Raw genomic sequence first — 19,551 nt, forward strand, 5'->3', positions numbered from 1 at the left:
GTGTTCTATAGTTATTCAAATAAACAATTACTATATAATTATTCATTAGATTAAAAATATGATTAAATAGTAGTATAGAACAGAAAGGAGTGGAGAAAATGCAAGTTAAAAAGAAATGGCTAGTGGCTTTAGGTTGTTTATTTTTATTTGGTTTTTCGTCTCAACAAGTTCAAGGTGTAGAGGCTAACCAAGCAACTGACAATCCTCAAGTGAGTTACCGAACCCATGTGGAAAATTTGGGGTGGCAGCAGTATGTTAATGACGGTAAAACAAGCGGAACAACTGGGCAAGCGAAACGGCTAGAAGGTGTCCAACTAAGAGTAGATCCTGGAAACTATGTTGGAAATATTACTTACCGAACCCATATCCAAGACTATGGTTGGGAAAAAGACTTTGTGTCTGACGGTCAAGTTTCAGGGACTACCGGTCAAGCAAAACGATTAGAAGCTATTCAAATTAAGCTAACCGGTCAACTAGCTCAACATTATGATGTGTATTACCGAGTCCATGCGGAAAACTTCGGTTGGCTAGATTGGGCTAAAAATGGTGGAAGTGCAGGAACTGCTGGTTTTGCCTACCGTTTAGAAGGGTTACAAGTTCAAATAATCCCTAAAAATAAACCAGCTCCAGGTAGAGAAGGTCAAGGATTTATTCAGTATCAACAGCCTAATATTCGGTATCAAACCCATGTAGAAACGCTTGGTTGGCAGAACTGGCAACAGAATGGTCATTATGCAGGAACGACAGGAAAAAGATTGCGTTTAGAAGCAGTGAAAAGTAGCCTTTCTAACTTACCTGCTAATGTAACAGGTGGGGTGAGTTACCGAACCCATATTCAAGATTATGGTTGGGAAAAAAATTGGCAAGCAGATGGAAGTATGTCTGGAACTAGTGGTCAAGGAAAACGACTAGAAGCCATTCAGTTGAAACTTACTGGGAATGCTTTAAGGCATTATGATGTGTATTACCGAGTTCACGCTCAAAACTTTGGTTGGCTCGGCTGGGCTAAAAACGGAGAGAGTGCAGGAACTGCCGGTTTTGGTTATCGTTTAGAAGCGATTCAAATGAAAGTGGTACGGAAAAATAGTCCTGCTCCAGGTAGTACGAAAGGTGCTTTTAAACAATATGTTAAACCTGTCAATCCTAACTTAACTAGTCAGGTTCACTTTATTAATGTAGGCCAAGGAGATGCTACCTTAATTCAAACAGGTCGTGAAAATATTTTAATTGACGGAGGCACAAGACGGAGTGGAAATATTATTTTAGCTTATCTTCGTCAAATAGGGGTGCACTCTTTACAAGCAGTTGTGGCAACTCATCCAGACGCTGATCATATTGGCGGATTAACGCCAGTCATTAATCAGATGCCAGTCGGACAAGTTTACGCTCCTCGAGTTAGCCATACTACTAATACGTATAAACAATTTTTACAAGCAGTTAAAGGAAAAGGTTTAGGTATTAAAGAAGCTAGAAATGGGGTAACGATTCCTTCAGCAGCTCCTGGAGTCAGTCTTAAATTTGTTGGGCCAGTTCGTAGCTACAGTCAAAGTCAATTAAATGACTGGAGTGGGGTATTGTTATATCAAACCCAACAAAAGAAAATGCTATTTACTGGAGATGCTGAAGCAAGAGCTGAAAGAGATATGTTACAAGCTGGCGTGCTAAGTCCAGTTGATGTATTAAAAGTTTCTCATCATGGTTCAAGTGGGGCTTCTACCACTGCCTTTTTACAAACAATTCGTCCAAAATATGCAGTTATCAGTGTCGGGCGTAACAGTTATGGTCATCCTACCTCTCAGGTGCTGAATCGGTTATCACAAGTTGGGGCTAGTGTTTACCGAACAGATCAGATGGGTAATATTGTGGTGACTGTTCAAGCTAATCAATTAACCATTAGATAGGGTGAAAAGGATGAAACAAGGAATTATTGACCGATTTGAAGGTCCGTTAGCTGTCGTTGAATTAACTCCAGATGAATTTATGACTATTCCTCGGGATCAGCTGCCTAAACAGGCACAAGTAGGAGATTGTCTTATATTTGATCAACAGGAAATTAAAATAGATTCTGAAAAAACGTTAGCTAGACGGAAAGAAATAGAGCAATTAATGGACGAATTATTTGAGTCCTAAACACAGTAGAGAGCCAGTTTCTTAGGCTCTCTATTTATATTTGCTAAAAGAAAGAAAAACCATTAAAGAAAGACAAAGTTTTCTAGTAAAGATTGTTAAATAAAAATAAGTTGGTTATACTAGCAAGTAGAGAAAAAGTAGAGGAGTTATTACATACATGACTTACAAATTATTGGCATCAGATATTGATGAAACACTTTTAAATGATGCTCACCAAATTCCTGAAAAAAATTTAGACGGGATTAAATTAGCTAGAGAAGAATATGATGTTCGGTTTGTACCAGCATCAGGTCGTGGCATTTTAGCCATGGAAGACTTGCTAAAACAGCTAGGGTTATATAATCAACCTAACGAATATGTAGTTTCTTTTAACGGAGGAGCGGTAGTTGAGAACTTTAACAATCAAATTATTTCATTTGACTATTTTTCTTTAGAACAAGCCCAAAACTTTTTAGATTATGGCCGTCAATTTGATATTTGTTTACACATTCATACGGATCAATTGGTTTATGTATTTCGTCCTAGTCAACAAGAGTTAGATATTTTAGACAAAGTTGGATTAGACTATGAAGTTTGCAATCAATGGGATATCAGCTTTTTAGCCCAACGAAAAATTGCCAAATTACTTTACCAAAGTTTTGATATGGCTTATTTACAAGAAATCGAGAAAAAAATGCAAGAAGCTTTAGCTATTCCTTGCCAACTGTCTTATTCATCTGGCAGATATATGGAAATTAACCCTAAAGGTGTCAATAAAGGCAAAGGTTTGTTAACTTTGGCTGAACATTTACACTTAGATCCTAAAGAAATCATTGTTGTAGGAGATAACTACAATGATTTAGACATGTTTCAAGTAGGAGCTTTTGGTGTTGCTCCTAGTAATGCTATCCCAGAAATTAAAGCGTTAGCCGATTATGTTGCGACAGCTGACAATAATCAAGGAGTTATTGCCGAAATCGTTGAGAAATTTATTAAAAGATAAAGGATTGGGATAAAAAGACCATGAGAATGCTGAATTTATATACTAAAAAAGAATGGCTGTTGTTGGTTCTGTTTGTTTTGTTCATGCTACTTATTCGTTTTTTTTGTTTTTCGCCGATTAAAGTTCAAGGAATCTCTATGGAACCTAATTTAAAGAGTAATCAACGTTTATGGTCTGTTAAATTAAAACAGGTTCACCGCTTTGATATTATTCAGCTTCGGTCTCCTTTGAATGTAAAAGAACATTATGTGAAACGGATTATCGGGTTACCTGGAGAAGAAGTGGCTTATGAAAAAAATCAACTTTACATCAACCAATCTCCTATAAAAGAACCTTTCTTAAATAAACAAGCTGTTTTAACTGATAATTACTCTTTGTATGAGTCTTTAGGCATTAAAAAAATACCCAAAGATTTTTACCTAGTTTTAGGAGATAACCGGCAACACTCTTATGACGGTCGAACATTTGGTTTAGTGAAGATAGATCAAATTGAAGGTGTTGTTCTTTTTAGATATTGGCCTTTTCAGCAGTTAGGTCGGCTTTAAAAGATGAGGACAGATTAACTACCTACTTAGCAAGGGTCTAAGTAGGTAGTTTTTTTAGGCTAAAGCTCAATTAGTCATAAGTTCGGATTATTTGTCTATAAACTGACAGAAACTTGTATGTTATCATTCAAATAATATGCCTTTTGTCATATAATAGAGTTAGAAGCTATTATAGAAAGAGGGGATTGCATGTATAAGAAACGGATGAATTATTTTTTAGTGTTATGTCTGTTGGGAGCTTGTTTTAGTCCGGCAGTTCAAGGGGAAGAGATGCCTTCATCTTTTTCTCAGCCAAATCAAAAGGTTATCTCTAATGAAAATCGCTCAGATGTAGAAGAAAGTGCCTCCCAGTCTTTACAGGAAAGGGAAGACAAGCAGCAACAAACAAAAGAATCGCTGACAGAGCAAGAACCTGAAGAAAACAGTGAGGAGGATAAGGAGTCTTTACCTTTAGATAAGCCGACTATCACTTACCGAGCTTACCAAGTAAAGACTGGTTGGAGTGAGTTCACTTCTTTTGGGGAAGTTATGGGAGATCCTTACCAAGGACAGGCTCTAACAGGAATTCAGTTAGTCAGCCAATCCTCAGAAGCAAAAGAGAATGTGACCTATCAAGTTTATTCAGGGAAAACCGGTTGGCAACCTAGTGTTTCACTAGGTCAGATTGCCGGACAGACTCAAAGTCAGCAACCAATCGAAGGAGTACGGTTTCAATTAACTGGTTCTTTAGCAAGTCATTATGATATGTATTACCGGGTATATGTTCAACAGTTAGGTTGGTTAAGTTGGGCGACAGCCGAAGAAGCTGCGGGAACTTCTGGTTACGGTTATCCTGTGTTAGGATTGGAAGCTCAGCTTGTTGAAAAAAATCAACCAGCTCCAGGGGACACTAGCCTACCTTTTAAAGAGAACGATCAAGTTCAATTAACCTATCAAACTTATCAAGTGAAGCAAGGTTGGCAAAATAAGGTGAACAATGGCTTTATTTCAGGTTCTACTGGGAAAAGTCTTCCCTTATCTGGGCTAAAAATGCAGTTGATTTCTCCTAAATGGAAGGGAAGTATCACCTATCAAGGCCATTTTTCTAATTTAGGTTGGCAAGGGATTACTCATGAAGGAGAGATTAGTGGAACCTTACAAGCTAATCATCAGCTAGAAGGTTTGCGAGTTAATTTAACTGAGGAATTAGCTAATCAATACGACGTGTATTATCAAGTTCATGTAGCTAATTTAGGTTGGCTTGGGTGGGCTAAAAACGGTGAGTCAGCTGGGACAACTGGTTTTGCCTATCCAATCGAAGGGCTGAAAGTCCAATTAGTTGAAAAAGATCAACCAGCTCCAGGTAGCGTGGATAGACCTTTTATTTCCTATCAACCATTAACTGTTTTTTACCAACCTCACGTGTCTAATCAAGGGTGGCTATTAGAAGCTTCTGCTAAAGAAGTGGCAGGGAGTCAGAGTGAACGGTTAGAAGGAATCAAGCTAAGATTAAATCAGCATGAACAACTAACAGGAGGTATCCAGTACCAAGCTCATAGTCAAGATATTGGTTGGCAACCTTGGGTAAATGACTCGCAATTAGCTGGTACAGTAGGTAAAAATAAACGTTTAGAGGCAATCAAGATTCGTTTAACCGGGGAGATAGCGACACCTTATCAGGTTTATTACCGAGTGTATCAAAAAAGATTAGGCGGCTGGCAAGCTTGGTGTCAAAATAGTGAACAAGCCGGCACAGTCGGAAAAGGCTTACCTATTGAAAAGATTCAAGTTTATGTAGGTAAAAATGGCCAACATCCAAGAAATGATTCTCCTGTGATTCCTGATGTGCCAGAAAAACCCACAACTCCCGATTTAGAAAATCCATCTTTATCAGCTAAAATGAAACAAGTGCAACAGTTGTTAACTAAAGAGTATCAACATCAGTCAATAGGTATTTATGTGGCGTCTATTAACCATCCTAATATTGTGGCTAAAATAAATGAGCATCAACAATTTATGCCTTCCAGTTTAGGGCGGTTACCGATTATTTACTGGACAGATCAACAATTAAAAACTAAAAAAATAGCCCCAACCCAAAAATATCTGTATACTGATAAAGTCAATCAATTTCCTTATGCCTATCAAAAAGATGGCACAGGTATGTTACAAACTAAACCAAAAGGCAGAAACTATACGGTTCAAGAAGTGTTAAATTGGACAGTGACAACTTCTGATAACGAGGGAACCAACTTTTTAGCTTATCATGTAGGTAATCAATACGATCAAGCCTTTCGTCAAGAGATGAGCCGAGTAGTCGGTCATTCTTGGACTACTCCGTTTAAAGCCTCTGCCAAAGATGCTAGCCAAGTTATGACTGGGTTATATCATCAAAATGGAGGAGCCTTTGATTTATATCAAGGAGTTCAAAAGAACCGGGGAATTGCTAGTCAGATGTCTGCTCCTGTTTATCATCAATTAGGTATTTATCAAAATTATTACCATGATGTAGGGATTGTATTTAGTGATGAACCTTATGTTTTAGCTGTTATGAGCCAACAAGCAAAGGGAGAGCAAACAGTAGCTAAACTTTCGAAAGAGGTTTATCAACGATTGAAATAAAGCAAAAGTAGGGAGAATTTTTCTTCCTACTTTTTTTGTGGTGGAAAACTTCTGTCACTCAATCTAAGTCAATTTATGCTATAATGTACAAGTTATCTTGGTTGAAAAGGAGCAAAAAAATGGACGGAATTATTCCTTTATGGAAAGAAGCAGGCATGACCAGTCATGACTGTGTTTTCAAGTTAAGAAAAATGTTAAAAATGAAAAAAATTGGACATAGTGGTACGTTAGACCCAGCAGTTAATGGCGTGTTGCCTATTTGTATAGGTAAAGGGACGAAAGTGATTGAATATTTACAAGATAGCGGGAAAGTCTATCAAGGGGAAGTTGTGTTAGGTGTCGCTACTACCACAGAAGATGCAACTGGGGAAGTCGTGGCTAGTGCCCCTGTAGAAGAAACCAGTGTGACAGAAGAAATGATAGATCAAGTGATGAATCAATTTGTCGGCACTATTACACAAATTCCGCCTATGTATTCAGCAGTTAAAGTTAAGGGAAAAAGACTATACGAATATGCCAGAGCAGGAGAAACAGTTGAACGTCCTAAACGACAAGCAGTGATTAAAGAGTTTAAACGGATTAGCCCTCTTAGCTATCATCCTGAAACAAAGACTCTTTCTTTCCAGTTTATAGTGGCCTGCGGTAAAGGCACCTATGTTAGAACTTTAGCAGTAGATACAGGTAAAACATTAGGCTATCCAGCTCACATGTCTCAACTTACTCGGTTAGAAAGTGGTGGGTTTAAGGAGCAAGACAGTGTTACGTTAGAAGAAATTCGGACATTGGTAGAGATGGACACCTACTCTTTTGTTCATCCGATTGAAGAAGGGGTAAAAGATTTAGTTCAGATATCTCTTTCAGATGAGCAATATGAAGACGTGCGTCATGGCCGGTTCTTATCTCAAGAAGATCTAGGCTTAACTGAAACGACTGAGTTAGTAGCCATTTTTTATCACGAGTTATTAGTGGGCATTTACGGTCCACATCCTAAACAGGCGCAGATGTATAAGCCAGTTAAAATTATTCGAAATTATTTATAAGGGGCATTATGATTATGGAAATTATTCGCATTCATCATCCGTATACACAGTTACAAATTCCAAAAGAAGATCTAGTGTTAGTGTTAGGTTTTTTTGATGGTGTTCACCGAGGGCATCAAGAGTTGATTAGACGAGGGCGAATAGAAGCTGATGAACGTCAGTGTCCTTTAGCAGTGATGACCTTTAATCAACATCCTTCTATTGTGTTTCAAAAAACTAATCCGAACAACATGCAGTATTTAACGACACTGGACCAAAAAATAGCACATATGGAACGATTAGATGTAGATATTTTATTCATTGTTGATTTTACTTCCGCTTTTGCCAGTTTATCTCCTCAAGCCTTTGTGGATCAATATATGGTAGGACTCCATGCTAAAGTTGTGGTGGCAGGCTTTGATTATACTTATGGACCTCGAGATATTGCTACCATGGAAAACTTACCTAAGTATGCTCAGGACAGATTTTCGATTATTTGTGTAGAGGAGCAATTAGATCATGGGAACAAAATTAGTTCAACTGCTATCAGACAGTCTTTAGATGCTGGCCAATTAGAACAGACCAACCGACTGTTAGGCTATACTTACGAAATTGAGGGCATTGTGATTCACGGAGATGCTAGAGGAAGAACATTAGGGTTTCCAACTGCTAATGTAGAAGTAGCTTCAACCACTCATTTACCTAAATTAGGGGTGTATGCAGTCAAAATGAAAGTGGGACCTAATTGGTATAATGGCATGGCTCAAATTGGTCACAACATTACCTTTGGAGATAACCGGAAATTAACAGTTGAAGTGAATATTTTAGACTTTGATGCAGATATTTACGGTGAACAAGTCAAAGTGGCTTGGTATCATTATTTAAGAGAAGAAGTAAAATTCTCTGGGCGTGACGGGTTAATTAAACAATTAGAAGAAGACCGAGAAAACACTCGGAATTATTTTAATCAGCATCATTAGAAAGGCGGTGGAGGAAGTTGACCTCTGCATATATTCACATTCCTTTTTGTGAACATATTTGTTACTACTGTGATTTTAACAAGGTGTTTATTAAAGGCCAACCTGTTGATGAATACATCCAGTATTTATTAGAAGAAATAAAATTAACACTACAAACTTATCCTACTAGTCAAACGGAAACGATTTATGTAGGTGGAGGCACTCCCACTGCTTTGTCTGCTCAGCAGTTAGACAAGTTATTAGGAGGGATTCGGCAATTACTTCCTTTTGAAGAAGGGAATGAATTTACCGTTGAGGCTAATCCAGGTGACTTAACTTTAGATAAATTACAGGTCATGGCAACTCACGGGGTGAACCGGTTATCCATGGGGGTTCAAACCTTTGACGACCGGCTATTAAAAAAAATAGGTCGAAAACATACAGAAGCTGACGTATTTGAGACGATGAAAGTGATTGAAAAATCTCCTATCGATAATGTTAGCATTGATTTAATTTATGCCTTACCAGGTCAAAGTTTAGCTAGCTTTACAGATACTCTGGAAAAAGCCATTGGACTAGATTTGCCTCATTATTCCCTTTACTCGTTAATTTTAGAAAATAAAACAGTCTTTGCTAATTGGGCTAGACAAGGCAGACTTCATTTGCCTGGGGAAGATTTAGAAGGGGATATGTTTGAGCAAACCATTAACTTTATGGAAGAACATGGTCGCCGTCAATATGAAGTCAGCAATTTTTCCTTACCTAACAAGGAAAGCCAACATAACTTAGTTTATTGGAACAATGACCATTATTTTGGTTTTGGGGCAGGGGCTAGTGGTTATTTAGGCCATACTCGGTACCGAAATCATGGCCCTATTCAGCATTACTTAACTCCTTTAAAAGAAGGAAAACTGCCAACCATTGAAAAAGAGTCTTTAACAAAAGAAAATCAAATGGAAGAAGAAATGTTTTTAGGTCTTAGAAAAAAACAAGGAGTCTCTAAAACACACTTTCAAGAGAAGTTTTCTGTTTCAATGGAACAGGTTTACGGCCAAGTAATCAAAGACTGTCTGGCACAGGATTTACTAAAAGAAACCAATGATTATTTATCTCTAACAGAACAAGGTTTAATTGTTGGTAATGAGGTATTTCAACAATTTTTATTAGACAAAAAAAACAACGACGTTTAACTTCCGTCGTTGTTTTTTGTTTGAGTTTTTTAGATAAAGACTTGAACCCCTAATAAAATTAAGGCGAGAATACTAATGGTAATTAGTAACGGCGTAACAAATTTTAGCCATTTATCAAAGGTGATATTTACCATTGCTAGGGATGCTAAGACTAAACCAGTTGGTGCGATAAAGGAAATAATTCCTTGCCCCCAGTTATAAGCACTGACAATTAAACTACGATCCACGCCAACTACATCAGCTAACGGTGCCATAATTGGCATAGAAAGTACAGCTAAACCTGATGAGGATTGAATGAAGAAGCCAAGCAAGATGTAGATAAAGAACATCATAGAACTAAAGACAACTCCGCTCATATGAGCTACTCCATTACTTAACCAATACATAAGAGTGTCACTAATTAAACCGTCATCCATAATAATAGTTACTCCGCGCGCAAGAGAGATAACTAAAGCCACACCTAACAAATCAGAAGCTCCGCGGGTAAATTCGTTAACAAAGGTTTCTTCGCCTAAACCTGAGATAAAGGCTAAGATAAAGGTAATTAATAGGAAAAGAGAAGAAATTTCTGTAAACATCCATCCTAATTCTTTTACCCCGTAAATCATTACAACAAAACCAAGAGCAAAAATAATTAACATTAATTTTTTACGTAAATCAAAAGCAGGCACTTCTTTTTCTTCTGAACCATGTAAAAAGTGTTGTTCAATTTCTTCTTTTTGATCATAAATTAATGAAGACTCTGGATTTTTTTTCACTTTTTCTGCATAGCGTACGGTGTAGAAGATACAAATAGCTGTACCTAAAACTAACATAAGAATCCGTATGCCCATACCATCTGTAAAGTTAATTCCTGCTGTGTTAGAGGCAATTACCACTGAGAATGGGTTGACAGTAGAGGCCATGGTTCCAATACAACTACCTAAATAGATGGTGGCAATAGCTACTAGAGCATCATATCCAGCACTGATAAAAATAGGCACTAAAATAGGATAAAAGGCAATAGTTTCTTCTGCTAAACCAAAAGTAGAGCCGCCGATGGCAATAAGTGCTAAAGTGATAATAATTAAACCGGCTTCTTTTCCTTTTAATTTTTTAGATAAACTAGCCATTCCTGCTGTGAACGCACCAGTTTCATTGACAACTCCTACAATTCCTCCTAGAATCAGTACAAATGTAACGATATCAATTGAGTCCATTAACCCTTGAACAGGAGCGTTTAGGAAAGTTTTAAGAGCACCAAAAGCTCCTTTTTTCTCTCTGTTTAACGCTTGATAGGTATCTGGAATAGCAACCGGTTTTGTAATGACTCCTTCCTCGAATTTTTTTAAATCAATTTTGATGTTTAAATCATCTAAAACTTGTTGTGACGCTTTTTCTGTTTCTACTTTTCCATCAGGATTCGTAATAACAAATTGCTGGTGATCAGGGTTGTAGGTAATATTGGCATATTTACCTGCAGGGATAAAATAAGTTAACACCATCACTGCTAGTAATACGATTAAAATAACGGTATAAGCTGATGGAAATTTAAAACGTTTTTTTGTTTTAGCCATGTTAATTCCTCCTTCCATAGTATAAGAACATTATAAAATTGTTGTTATATAAATCGCAAGCGGTTTCAAAAGTGTATGAGAAATTAATGAGAGTTTTTTCCAAACTCTTATAAATGACTTTTTCAGGATTTTTCTTTTTTTTGAATAAAAAAAGTTATTAAAGAATAAAAGAGAATAAAAACAAGTATTTATACAAAAAATATTCATAAAACTTTAAATGAGAACTTTCTCATTTAAGTGAGAGTTAGCACTCTGAATGTAAGAGTGCTAAAAAAATGAGATAAATAGTTGACAAAAAATCCGTTGGTTGCTATATTATAGTTGTGTTAGCACTTAGTTGTTATGAGTGCTAAAAAAGAGGTGATAACATGTTAACGGACAGACAACTGGATATATTGTATTTGATTATCAAAATCTATACAGAAACAGACGCTCCTGTAGGTTCTAAGACGCTAATGAATGAAGGGATTCAAGCCAGTTCTGCTACTATTCGAAATGATATGGGGGTGCTAGAGGAGTTAGGTTTTATTGAAAAAACTCACTCATCTTCTGGACGCATTCCTTCTGTAAAAGGCTACCGGTTTTATGTGGATCATTTACTTAAACCTACTGATGTTGCCAGTCAAGATCGTTTAGAAATCAGAAGGGCCTTTGCTCGCGAATTTCACGCTATTAATGATATAGTAGAAACAGCTGCTAGCATTTTATCTGATTTAACAAGTTATACCGCTTTTTCATTAGGACCTGAAGTGAAAGAAAGAAAATTAACTGGTTTTCGGTTGATTCCTTTAAATCACCAACAGGTTATGACGATTATTGTGACAGATAAAGGAAATGTTGAAAGCCAAGTGTTTTCAATCCCACAGGATATGTCAAGTGAAGATTTGGAAAAAGTTGTTAAGATTATTAATGACAAACTTGTCGGACAACCTTTGATAACGGTGTACAACAAGCTCCGAACAGAAATTCCCTTAGTGTTGCAAAGATATTTCCATACACCAAGTAGTGTCATGCATTTTTTTGATTCTGTTATGGCTCAGGCATTTGAAGACCGAATTTTTGTCAGTGGCAAAATGAATATTTTAGATTATGACTCTTTAACAGATATGTCAGAGTTTAAATCGATTTATTCTTTAATGGATGATGAAGAGGCGATTACCTCCTTAATTATTCCTAGTCACGGTGATATTTCTATTCGGATTGGTGAAGAACTTGAAAATGATTTGCTTGAAAACATGAGTCTTATGACTGCATCCTATGAAGTAAATGGACATGGAAAAGGAACGATAGCGTTACTTGGACCTACTAATATGTCATATGCACGTATGTTTGGTTTATTAGATGTGTTTCGTTATGAAGTAGCGGATCAACTATCGGATTATTATCGTTCCCTAGAATCACCCCACTAACCTTTTAAAAAGGCGAGAAAGGAAGTAATAGGTTTGACAGAAAATAATCAAGAGATGGAAAACCAGCAAGAAACTACTCATTCAGCTGAACAAGTAGAAACCGACTCTATTACAGAAGTAGAGGACACAGTTGTATCAGAAGAACAAGAAGTTGATGAAGCTAGCGTAAAACTGGAAGAACTATCAGCGGAATTAGCTAAAATGGAAGATAACTATTTAAGAGCACAAGCTGAAATTGTTAATATGCGTAATAGATTCCAAAAAGAACGAGAAGATTTAGCTAAGTATCGTTCTCAAGATTTAGCCAAAGAATTACTCCCAGCTCTAGATAACTTAGAGCGGGCCTTAGATATTGAAGTAACGGATGAACATGGAGAAAGTTTGAAAAAAGGCATTGAAATGGTACAAGATAGCATTTTAAATGCGTTTAAAACCTGTGGCATTACAATTATTCCAGCTAAAGGTGAAATTTTTGATCCAACGATTCATCAAGCTGTTCAAACTATGCCGATTGAAGAAGGACAACAAGAGGAAGAAATTATCCATGTGCTTCAAAATGGCTATCAATTAAATGACCGGGTATTACGTCCTGCCATGGTTATTGTTGCCCAATAAATTATATAAAAAAATCTCAAGTAAAAATAAAGGAGAAATGTAAGATGAGTAAAATTATCGGAATTGACTTAGGTACAACAAACTCTGCTGTAGCAGTATTAGAAGGTGGAGAAGCAAAAATTATTCCAAACCCAGAAGGTAACCGAACAACTCCTTCTGTTGTTTCTTTTAAAAATGGAGAAATCCAAGTAGGGGAAGTTGCTAAACGTCAAGCGGTGACTAACCCAAATACGATTGCTTCTATTAAACGTCACATGGGTGAAGTTGGTTATAAAGTAGAAGCTGAAGGCAAAACTTATACTCCACAAGAAATTTCAGCAATGATTCTTCAATATATGAAAGGTTTTGCTGAAGAATACTTAGGTGAAGAAGTAGAAAAAGCGGTTATTACAGTACCTGCTTACTTTAACGATGCACAACGTCAAGCAACTAAAGATGCTGGTAAAATTGCGGGATTAGAAGTAGAACGTATTGTTAACGAACCAACTGCAGCTGCTTTAGCTTATGGTTTAGAAAAAACAGACAAAGACGAAAAAGTGTTAGTCTTTGACTTAGGTGGCGGTACTTTTGACGTATCTATCTTAGAACTTGGTGATGGTGTCTTTGATGTATTATCAACTGCAGGTGACAACAATTTAGGTGGAGATGATTTTGACGAAAAAATCATTGACTACTTAGTAGCTGAATTTAAAAAAGAAAATAGCATTGACTTATCTAAAGATAAAATGGCTGTTCAACGTCTAAAAGACGCTGCTGAAAAAGCGAAAAAAGATTTATCAGGTGTTACAAGCACTCAAATTAGCTTACCATTTATTACAGCAGGAGATGCTGGTCCATTGCACTTAGAAATGAACTTAACTCGTGCTAAATTTGATGAATTAACAGCTGACTTAGTTGAAAGAACTAAAACACCTGTTCGTCAAGCCTTAAAAGATGCTGGTCTTTCTCAATCTGATATTGATGAAGTTATTTTAGTAGGTGGATCTACTCGTATTCCAGCGGTTGTTGAAGCTGTCCAAAAAGAAACAAACAAAACAGCCAACAAATCTGTTAACCCAGACGAAGTAGTAGCGATGGGTGCTGCTATTCAAGGTGGCGTTATTACTGGAGATGTAAAAGACGTTGTGTTACTTGACGTAACTCCGTTATCACTAGGAATTGAAACAATGGGTGGCGTGTTTACTAAATTAATCGACCGTAACACAACTATCCCAACAAGTAAATCACAAGTCTTCTCAACAGCTGCTGACAACCAACCTGCTGTAGATATTCATGTACTACAAGGTGAACGTCCAATGGCTGCAGATAACAAAACACTAGGAAGATTCCAATTAACAGATATTCCACCAGCTCCACGTGGTATTCCTCAAATCGAAGTAAAATTTGATATTGATAAAAACGGTATTGTTAACGTAAGTGCTAAAGACTTAGGTACTCAAAAAGAACAAACTATTACAATCAAATCTTCATCAGGTTTATCAGATGATGAAATTGAAAAAATGGTGAAAGATGCAGAAGCTAACGCTGAAGCAGATAAACAACGTAAAGAAGAAGTAGATTTACGTAATGATGTAGATGCTTTATTATTCTCAGTGGACAAAACCTTGAAAGAATTAGAAGGTAAAGTAGACGACGCTGAAGTGAAAAAAGCTGAAGAAGCAAGAGATGAATTAAAAGCAGCAGTAGAAGCAAATGATTTAGAACAAATGAAAGAAAAACGCGATGCGTTAAATGAAATTGTTCAAGCCTTAACGGTTAAATTATATGAACAAGCTGCCCAAGCTCAACAAGCTGCTCAAGGTGAAGCTGCAGACGCACAAGGTAGTGCGGATGATGTTGTTGACGGTGACTTTAAAGAAATGGATGACGATAAATAATTAGTTTGATATTTCAACTGAAAAGCCATAGCAAACTTTCTGCTACTGGCTTTTCTCATTCTTAGCTAAACATATCTAAAAAGGTTTAAGACTTAGTATTTAAACCCAGATAAGTGTGTGGTATGATTGTTAAGAATGTGATTTTAGATTGAAAAAGATGTGGAGGTAAGAACCCAATGGCTAAACGAGATTATTATGAAGTTTTGGGTGTTTCCAAAAGTGCTTCAGATGATGAAATAAAAAAAGCCTACCGCAAACTATCAAAAAAATATCATCCAGATATTAATAAAGAACCGGATGCAGAAGAAAAGTTTAAAGAAGTTTCAGAAGCATACGAAGTATTAAGCGATTCACAAAAAAGAGCAGCTTATGATCAATATGGTCATGCAAGCACTGATCCTAATTTTGGAGCAGGCGGCTTTGGTGGTGGCTTTGATGGATTTAGCGGCGGTGGTTTTGGCGGTTTTGAAGATATTTTTGAATCCTTTTTTGGCGGCGGTGGTCGAAGTGCCAATCCTAATGCCCCAAGACAAGGATCAGATTTACAGTACACCTTGGATTTAACTTTTGAAGAAGCGATTTTTGGTGCTGAAAAAGAAGTGAAATTTAACCGAGAAGATAGTTGTGACACCTGTCATGGTTCTGGTGCAAAACCAGGTACACAACCTGAAACTTGTTCTAAATGTCATGGTAGTGGGATCATTAATGTGGAAAGACAAACCCCACTTGGTCGGGTTATGAGCCGCCAAACATGTGATGTGTGTGGAGGATCTGGTAAAGTTATTCCTGACAAATGTGAGACTTGTCACGGTAGTGGTCGAGTTAAAAAACGCCATAGCGTCTTAGTTAATGTGCCTCAAGGGGTAGAAGACGGCCAACAAATGCGTTTAGCTGGACAAGGTGAGGCTGGGTTTAACGGTGGCCCTTACGGCGATTTATATGTGGTCTTCCATGTTGAAGATAGTAATATTTTTGACCGAGACGGAGCGACTATTTACTATGATTTACCAATCAGTTTTGTTCAAGCTGCTTTAGGAGATGAAGTGGAAGTGCCAACTGTTCACGGAAAAGTTCAATTAAGAATTCCTGCAGGCACACAAACTGCTACGACTTTCCGTTTAAGAGGAAAAGGAGCGCCTAAGTTAAGAGGAACTGGTAATGGGGATCAACAAGTGACAGTAAGAGTGATTACACCGAAAAACTTAAACGATAAACAAAAACAAGCCTTAAAAGATTTTGCTGAAGCTTCTGGTGGACAACAAGTTCAGGAGCAAGAAGAGGGTTTCTTTGATAAATTTAAAGATGCTTTTTCTGGCAAAGATAAAAAGAAAAAATAAAGTGAAAAGAACTACTTAGTCTGAGCTAGGTAGTTCTTTTTTGTATATGGCTTGCGAAAATAAGCAAAATACTTTATACTCTAAAAAGTAATCATTACGATTTAAAATTATTAAAGGAGTGTTAACATGAAAAGAAAAAAACGATACGGTGTTATCCTTAGTCTTTTAGCTTTATTTATTTTAGCTAGCTGTGGTCAAAAAGAGAAGGAAACATCTTCTAGTCATCCATCAGTTAAGGTGGTGACCACCTTTTATCCAATGTATGACTTTACTAAGCAAGTGGTAGGAGAAGAAGGGGAGGTTTCCATGCTGATTAAAGGCTCGGTCGAACCTCATGATTATGAACCTAGTCCAAAAGATATTGCTAAAATTCAGCAAGCCGATGTTTTTGTTTATAATTCTAAGGAAATGGAAACCTGGGTTCCCTCTGTTTTAGCTAGTATTGATAAAAGTCAGGTGAAAGTGATTGAAGCAAGTCAAGGGATTTCTTTAGCGAAAGGGAGTGACAGTTTAGAAGAAGAAGCTGATCACGCTCACGCTAAAGACCATCATCATGAATACGATCCACATGTATGGCTAGATCCTGTGTTAGCTAAACAAGAAGTTCAGCAGATTCGAGACGGGCTAAAAAGTGTGTCTCAGCTAGATCAATCAGTTTTAACCACTCAAGCTAAGGCCTATGAAGAAAAGTTGACTCAGTTAGATCAAGCTTATCAAACAGCTTTTAAAGGAGCTACTCAACGGGTTTTTGTTACGCAACATGCTGCCTTTGGTTATTTAGCTAAACGCTATAATTTAACGCAATTACCGATTGCAGGGATTTCTCCAGATCAAGAACCAAGTCCTGCCTCGCTAGCTAAAATGGAAAAGTTTGTAAAAGAAAACCAGGTGAACATTATTTATACAGAAGCTCTTTCTTCAAGCAAGGTAGCTAAAACAATTTCTGAGGCAACGGGAGCAGAATTAAAAGAATTATCTACGTTAGAGTCTTTATCTGCTAAAGAAAATAAACAAGGATTAGACTATCTAAAAATTATGGAACAAAATTTAACCGCATTAAAAGAATCCATTCATTAATGATTAACAAAAGGTAGCCTTGTTAGGCTATCTTTTTTAATTCTTTTTTAAAGCCAATTAGAAAACTAGCACAAGTGTCAAGAAAAGAGTAACATAATAGAAGATAACGGAGAACATAGGAGGAGTCATTTTTATGACAATTGGATATACACGACCAACTAAAGCAATTATTAATAGAGAGGCTATTTATCATAATATTAAGAAACATCAAAAACTTGTAGGGGATGACGTGGATGTATTTGCAGTAGTGAAAGCAAATGGTTACGGACACGGAGCAGTTCAGACTGCTCAAATCGCCGTTCAAGCAGGAGTTAACGGGTTTTGTGTGTCTTTATTAGATGAAGCCTTAGAATTAAGAGAGGCAGGCATTACCTTACCTATCTTGATTTTAGGTGTCATTCCTCCTTATTACGGAGCAGCAGCAGCTGATGAAGGTATTTCTGTCACTGTGCCTAGCTATGAGTGGCTAGAGCATGCTACTCGCCAGTTAATAGAAGATAAACCTAGTCAATTACCACTACGTCTTCATTTAGGCATCGATACAGGAATGGGGCGGATTGGTTTTAGAGAGGTAGAGGAATTAAAACAAGCTATCGACTTTATTCAGGCTCATCCTACTTTGTTAGAGCTAGAGGGAGTTTTTACTCATTTTTCAAAAGCTGATTCAAAAGATGAGAGCTACTTTGCATTACAACAAGCTCGCTTTGCTGAAGCTATGAAAATTGTGCCAAATGGGGTACGATATAGACATACAGCTAATTCAGCCACTACACTTTGGCATGATCACTGGCAGTCTAATATGGTACGGATTGGTGCGTCTATGTACGGAATTAATCCTTCAGGGGATGAACTAGAACCACCTTTTGAACTAGAACCTGCCATGAGTTTAGAGACCATGATTGTGCATGTAAAACAAGTTGCGCCTGGTGAAAAAATTGGTTACGGAGCAACTTATGAAACAACGGAGAATGAATGGATTGCCACTATTCCAATTGGTTATGCCGATGGCTTTGTCCGCCGCTTCCAAGGCTTTTCAGTGTTAGTAGACGGAGAGTATTGCGAAATAGTTGGGAGAGTTTGCATGGACCAATCCATGATTCGCTTGCCAAGAAAATTTGAAGAAGGAACAAAAGTAACCATTTTTGGTGAAAATAATGGACAAGTTATTTCTCTTCAAGCAGGGGCCGAACACATTGGCAGTATTAATTATGAAATCCCTTGTGTGCTTTCAGAGCGCGTTCCACTGGTTTATACTCATTAAACTAAAGCATTAAAAGGACAGATAGTCGAATTAAGGTCCAAGTTAAAGTCGCAATTTAGTGGTTAATACTAACAGCTTTAATAGAAAAAAGTGTTGTCTGGCTGAACTAGATAGGTAATAACTAGGAGGTGAGGTCATGACCCTTGATTTTAAAGATTTAGCTATTATTTTTACGATTAACTTTACGTATATTACTCTTAATACTTTAAGAATGATGTTAACTATGAAAGGCTACCGCTATATTGCTCCTTTGGTCAGTATGTTTGAAATCACGATTTATGTGGTAGGACTAGGCATGGTGCTGCAGCAGTTAGACAATGTGTTTAATCTGTTAGCCTATGCTCTAGGGTACGGGGCTGGGATAGCAGTTGGTATTCATTTAGAAGATAAGTTAGCGTTAGGCTATATTATGGTGACGGCGATGATCCCGGATGTAAATAGTGACATTCCAAAAAAAATTCGGGAGGAAGGTTACGGTGTGACGGTGACATATGGCTATGGTTTAGAAGGTGAAAGAATGATTATGGAGATTTTAAGTTCTAGAAAAAATGAGCGGAATCTTTATCAATTAATCGATTCGATTGAACCGAAAGCTTTTGTTATTTCACATGAGCCTAAATATATACGGGGCGGTTTTTGGACAAAGAAAATTAAACGTCAAAATCAACAACCACTTAAAAATAAAAATAACGAATAGTGTTGTTGTTCACAAATGAAACAAAGAATAAAAGCTTTATAACAAATGAATTTTTTAGGAAGTCAAGGTGATTGTTACGTTATTCACAAGTGTTTATGTGAATTGCATTAAATTATCTTGACTTTTATTTTTTAAAACTATATAATAAATCTGTGAAATGGAAGCGTTATCAAAAACAGCATATGGAACGATTGCTATGGGAGAGTTCAAGGAAATTAAACTGACACCGAAGGAATAAACAAATGGCTTTAGCACGTTATTTGTGAAGATCTCAGGTACCCATGACCGTAGCATGACTA

At 37.0% G+C, this 19,551-nt stretch carries 16 protein-coding genes and 1 riboswitch; of the genes, 15 read left to right on the forward strand and 1 reads right to left on the reverse strand.

Features of this window, described 5'->3' with window-relative positions:
• The first annotated feature begins 98 nt into the window (after positions 1-98).
• The 8 genes from C7P63_RS01410 to hemW all read left to right on the forward strand — a co-directional run bounded on the left by C7P63_RS01410 (position 99) and on the right by hemW (position 9,423).
• Complete coding sequence (locus C7P63_RS01410; RefSeq protein ID WP_125942373.1) at positions 99-1,901, forward strand: MBL fold metallo-hydrolase; 1,803 nt, start codon at positions 99-101, stop codon at positions 1,899-1,901.
• Between the two features lie 10 nt (positions 1,902-1,911).
• Entirely contained in the window at positions 1,912-2,130 is a 219-nt protein-coding gene (locus tag C7P63_RS01415) for a DUF3006 domain-containing protein (RefSeq protein WP_125942374.1), read from the forward strand.
• Between the two features lie 157 nt (positions 2,131-2,287).
• Positions 2,288-3,112, forward strand: coding sequence for a Cof-type HAD-IIB family hydrolase (locus C7P63_RS01420; RefSeq protein ID WP_125942375.1), 825 nt, complete (start codon positions 2,288-2,290; stop codon positions 3,110-3,112).
• A 26-nt stretch (positions 3,113-3,138) separates the two neighbouring features.
• Positions 3,139-3,657 carry a signal peptidase I gene (gene lepB, locus C7P63_RS01425; protein ID WP_165863742.1) on the forward strand — a complete coding sequence of 173 codons (519 nt, stop codon included), beginning with the start codon at positions 3,139-3,141 and terminating at the stop codon, positions 3,655-3,657.
• A gap of 189 nt (positions 3,658-3,846) precedes the next feature.
• Positions 3,847-6,255 carry a serine hydrolase gene (locus tag C7P63_RS01430; RefSeq protein WP_125942377.1) on the forward strand — a complete coding sequence of 803 codons (2,409 nt, stop codon included), beginning with the start codon at positions 3,847-3,849 and terminating at the stop codon, positions 6,253-6,255.
• Positions 6,256-6,374: 119 nt separating this feature from the next.
• The gene (gene truB / locus C7P63_RS01435; protein WP_125942378.1) at positions 6,375-7,295 is read left to right on the forward strand and encodes a tRNA pseudouridine(55) synthase TruB; all 921 of its coding nucleotides are present in this window, start codon (positions 6,375-6,377) and stop codon (positions 7,293-7,295) included.
• Positions 7,296-7,309: 14 nt separating this feature from the next.
• On the forward strand, positions 7,310-8,254 hold the full coding sequence (gene ribF, locus C7P63_RS01440; protein ID WP_125942379.1) for a riboflavin biosynthesis protein RibF: 945 nt from the start codon (positions 7,310-7,312) through the stop codon (positions 8,252-8,254).
• Positions 8,255-8,271: 17 nt separating this feature from the next.
• The gene (gene hemW, locus C7P63_RS01445; RefSeq protein WP_125942380.1) at positions 8,272-9,423 is read left to right on the forward strand and encodes a radical SAM family heme chaperone HemW; all 1,152 of its coding nucleotides are present in this window, start codon (positions 8,272-8,274) and stop codon (positions 9,421-9,423) included.
• 29 nt (positions 9,424-9,452) lie between these two features.
• Here the strand turns inward: hemW and C7P63_RS01450 are convergent, their stop codons facing one another.
• Complete coding sequence (locus C7P63_RS01450; protein ID WP_125942381.1) at positions 9,453-10,979, reverse strand: YfcC family protein; 1,527 nt, start codon at positions 10,977-10,979, stop codon at positions 9,453-9,455.
• 368 nt (positions 10,980-11,347) lie between these two features.
• Here C7P63_RS01450 and hrcA point away from each other — a divergent pair, with 368 nt between their 5' ends.
• From hrcA to C7P63_RS01485, 7 genes are all read left to right on the forward strand, one after another.
• Positions 11,348-12,388 carry a heat-inducible transcriptional repressor HrcA gene (hrcA, locus tag C7P63_RS01455; RefSeq protein ID WP_125942382.1) on the forward strand — a complete coding sequence of 347 codons (1,041 nt, stop codon included), beginning with the start codon at positions 11,348-11,350 and terminating at the stop codon, positions 12,386-12,388.
• A gap of 33 nt (positions 12,389-12,421) precedes the next feature.
• The gene (gene grpE, locus C7P63_RS01460) at positions 12,422-13,003 is read left to right on the forward strand and encodes a nucleotide exchange factor GrpE (protein WP_207852911.1); all 582 of its coding nucleotides are present in this window, start codon (positions 12,422-12,424) and stop codon (positions 13,001-13,003) included.
• 44 nt (positions 13,004-13,047) lie between these two features.
• The gene (gene dnaK, locus C7P63_RS01465) at positions 13,048-14,880 is read left to right on the forward strand and encodes a molecular chaperone DnaK (protein ID WP_125942383.1); all 1,833 of its coding nucleotides are present in this window, start codon (positions 13,048-13,050) and stop codon (positions 14,878-14,880) included.
• Positions 14,881-15,056: 176 nt separating this feature from the next.
• The gene (gene dnaJ / locus C7P63_RS01470) at positions 15,057-16,217 is read left to right on the forward strand and encodes a molecular chaperone DnaJ (protein ID WP_125942384.1); all 1,161 of its coding nucleotides are present in this window, start codon (positions 15,057-15,059) and stop codon (positions 16,215-16,217) included.
• Between the two features lie 126 nt (positions 16,218-16,343).
• A complete protein-coding gene (locus C7P63_RS01475) occupies positions 16,344-17,294 on the forward strand; it encodes a metal ABC transporter substrate-binding protein (RefSeq protein WP_125942385.1) in 951 nt (316 codons plus the stop codon).
• A 133-nt stretch (positions 17,295-17,427) separates the two neighbouring features.
• On the forward strand, positions 17,428-18,555 hold the full coding sequence (alr, locus tag C7P63_RS01480; RefSeq protein ID WP_125942386.1) for an alanine racemase: 1,128 nt from the start codon (positions 17,428-17,430) through the stop codon (positions 18,553-18,555).
• A gap of 136 nt (positions 18,556-18,691) precedes the next feature.
• Positions 18,692-19,252 (forward strand): DUF2179 domain-containing protein, encoded by a 561-nt coding sequence (locus C7P63_RS01485; RefSeq protein WP_125942387.1) that lies wholly within the window; start codon positions 18,692-18,694, stop codon positions 19,250-19,252.
• A 187-nt stretch (positions 19,253-19,439) separates the two neighbouring features.
• Positions 19,440-19,550: riboswitch (glycine riboswitch) on the forward strand.
• Position 19,551: the final 1 nt, after the last annotated feature.

The sequence above is a fragment of the Vagococcus humatus genome, from assembly GCF_003950325.1.
Lineage (GTDB): Bacteria > Bacillota > Bacilli > Lactobacillales > Vagococcaceae > Vagococcus_C > Vagococcus_C humatus.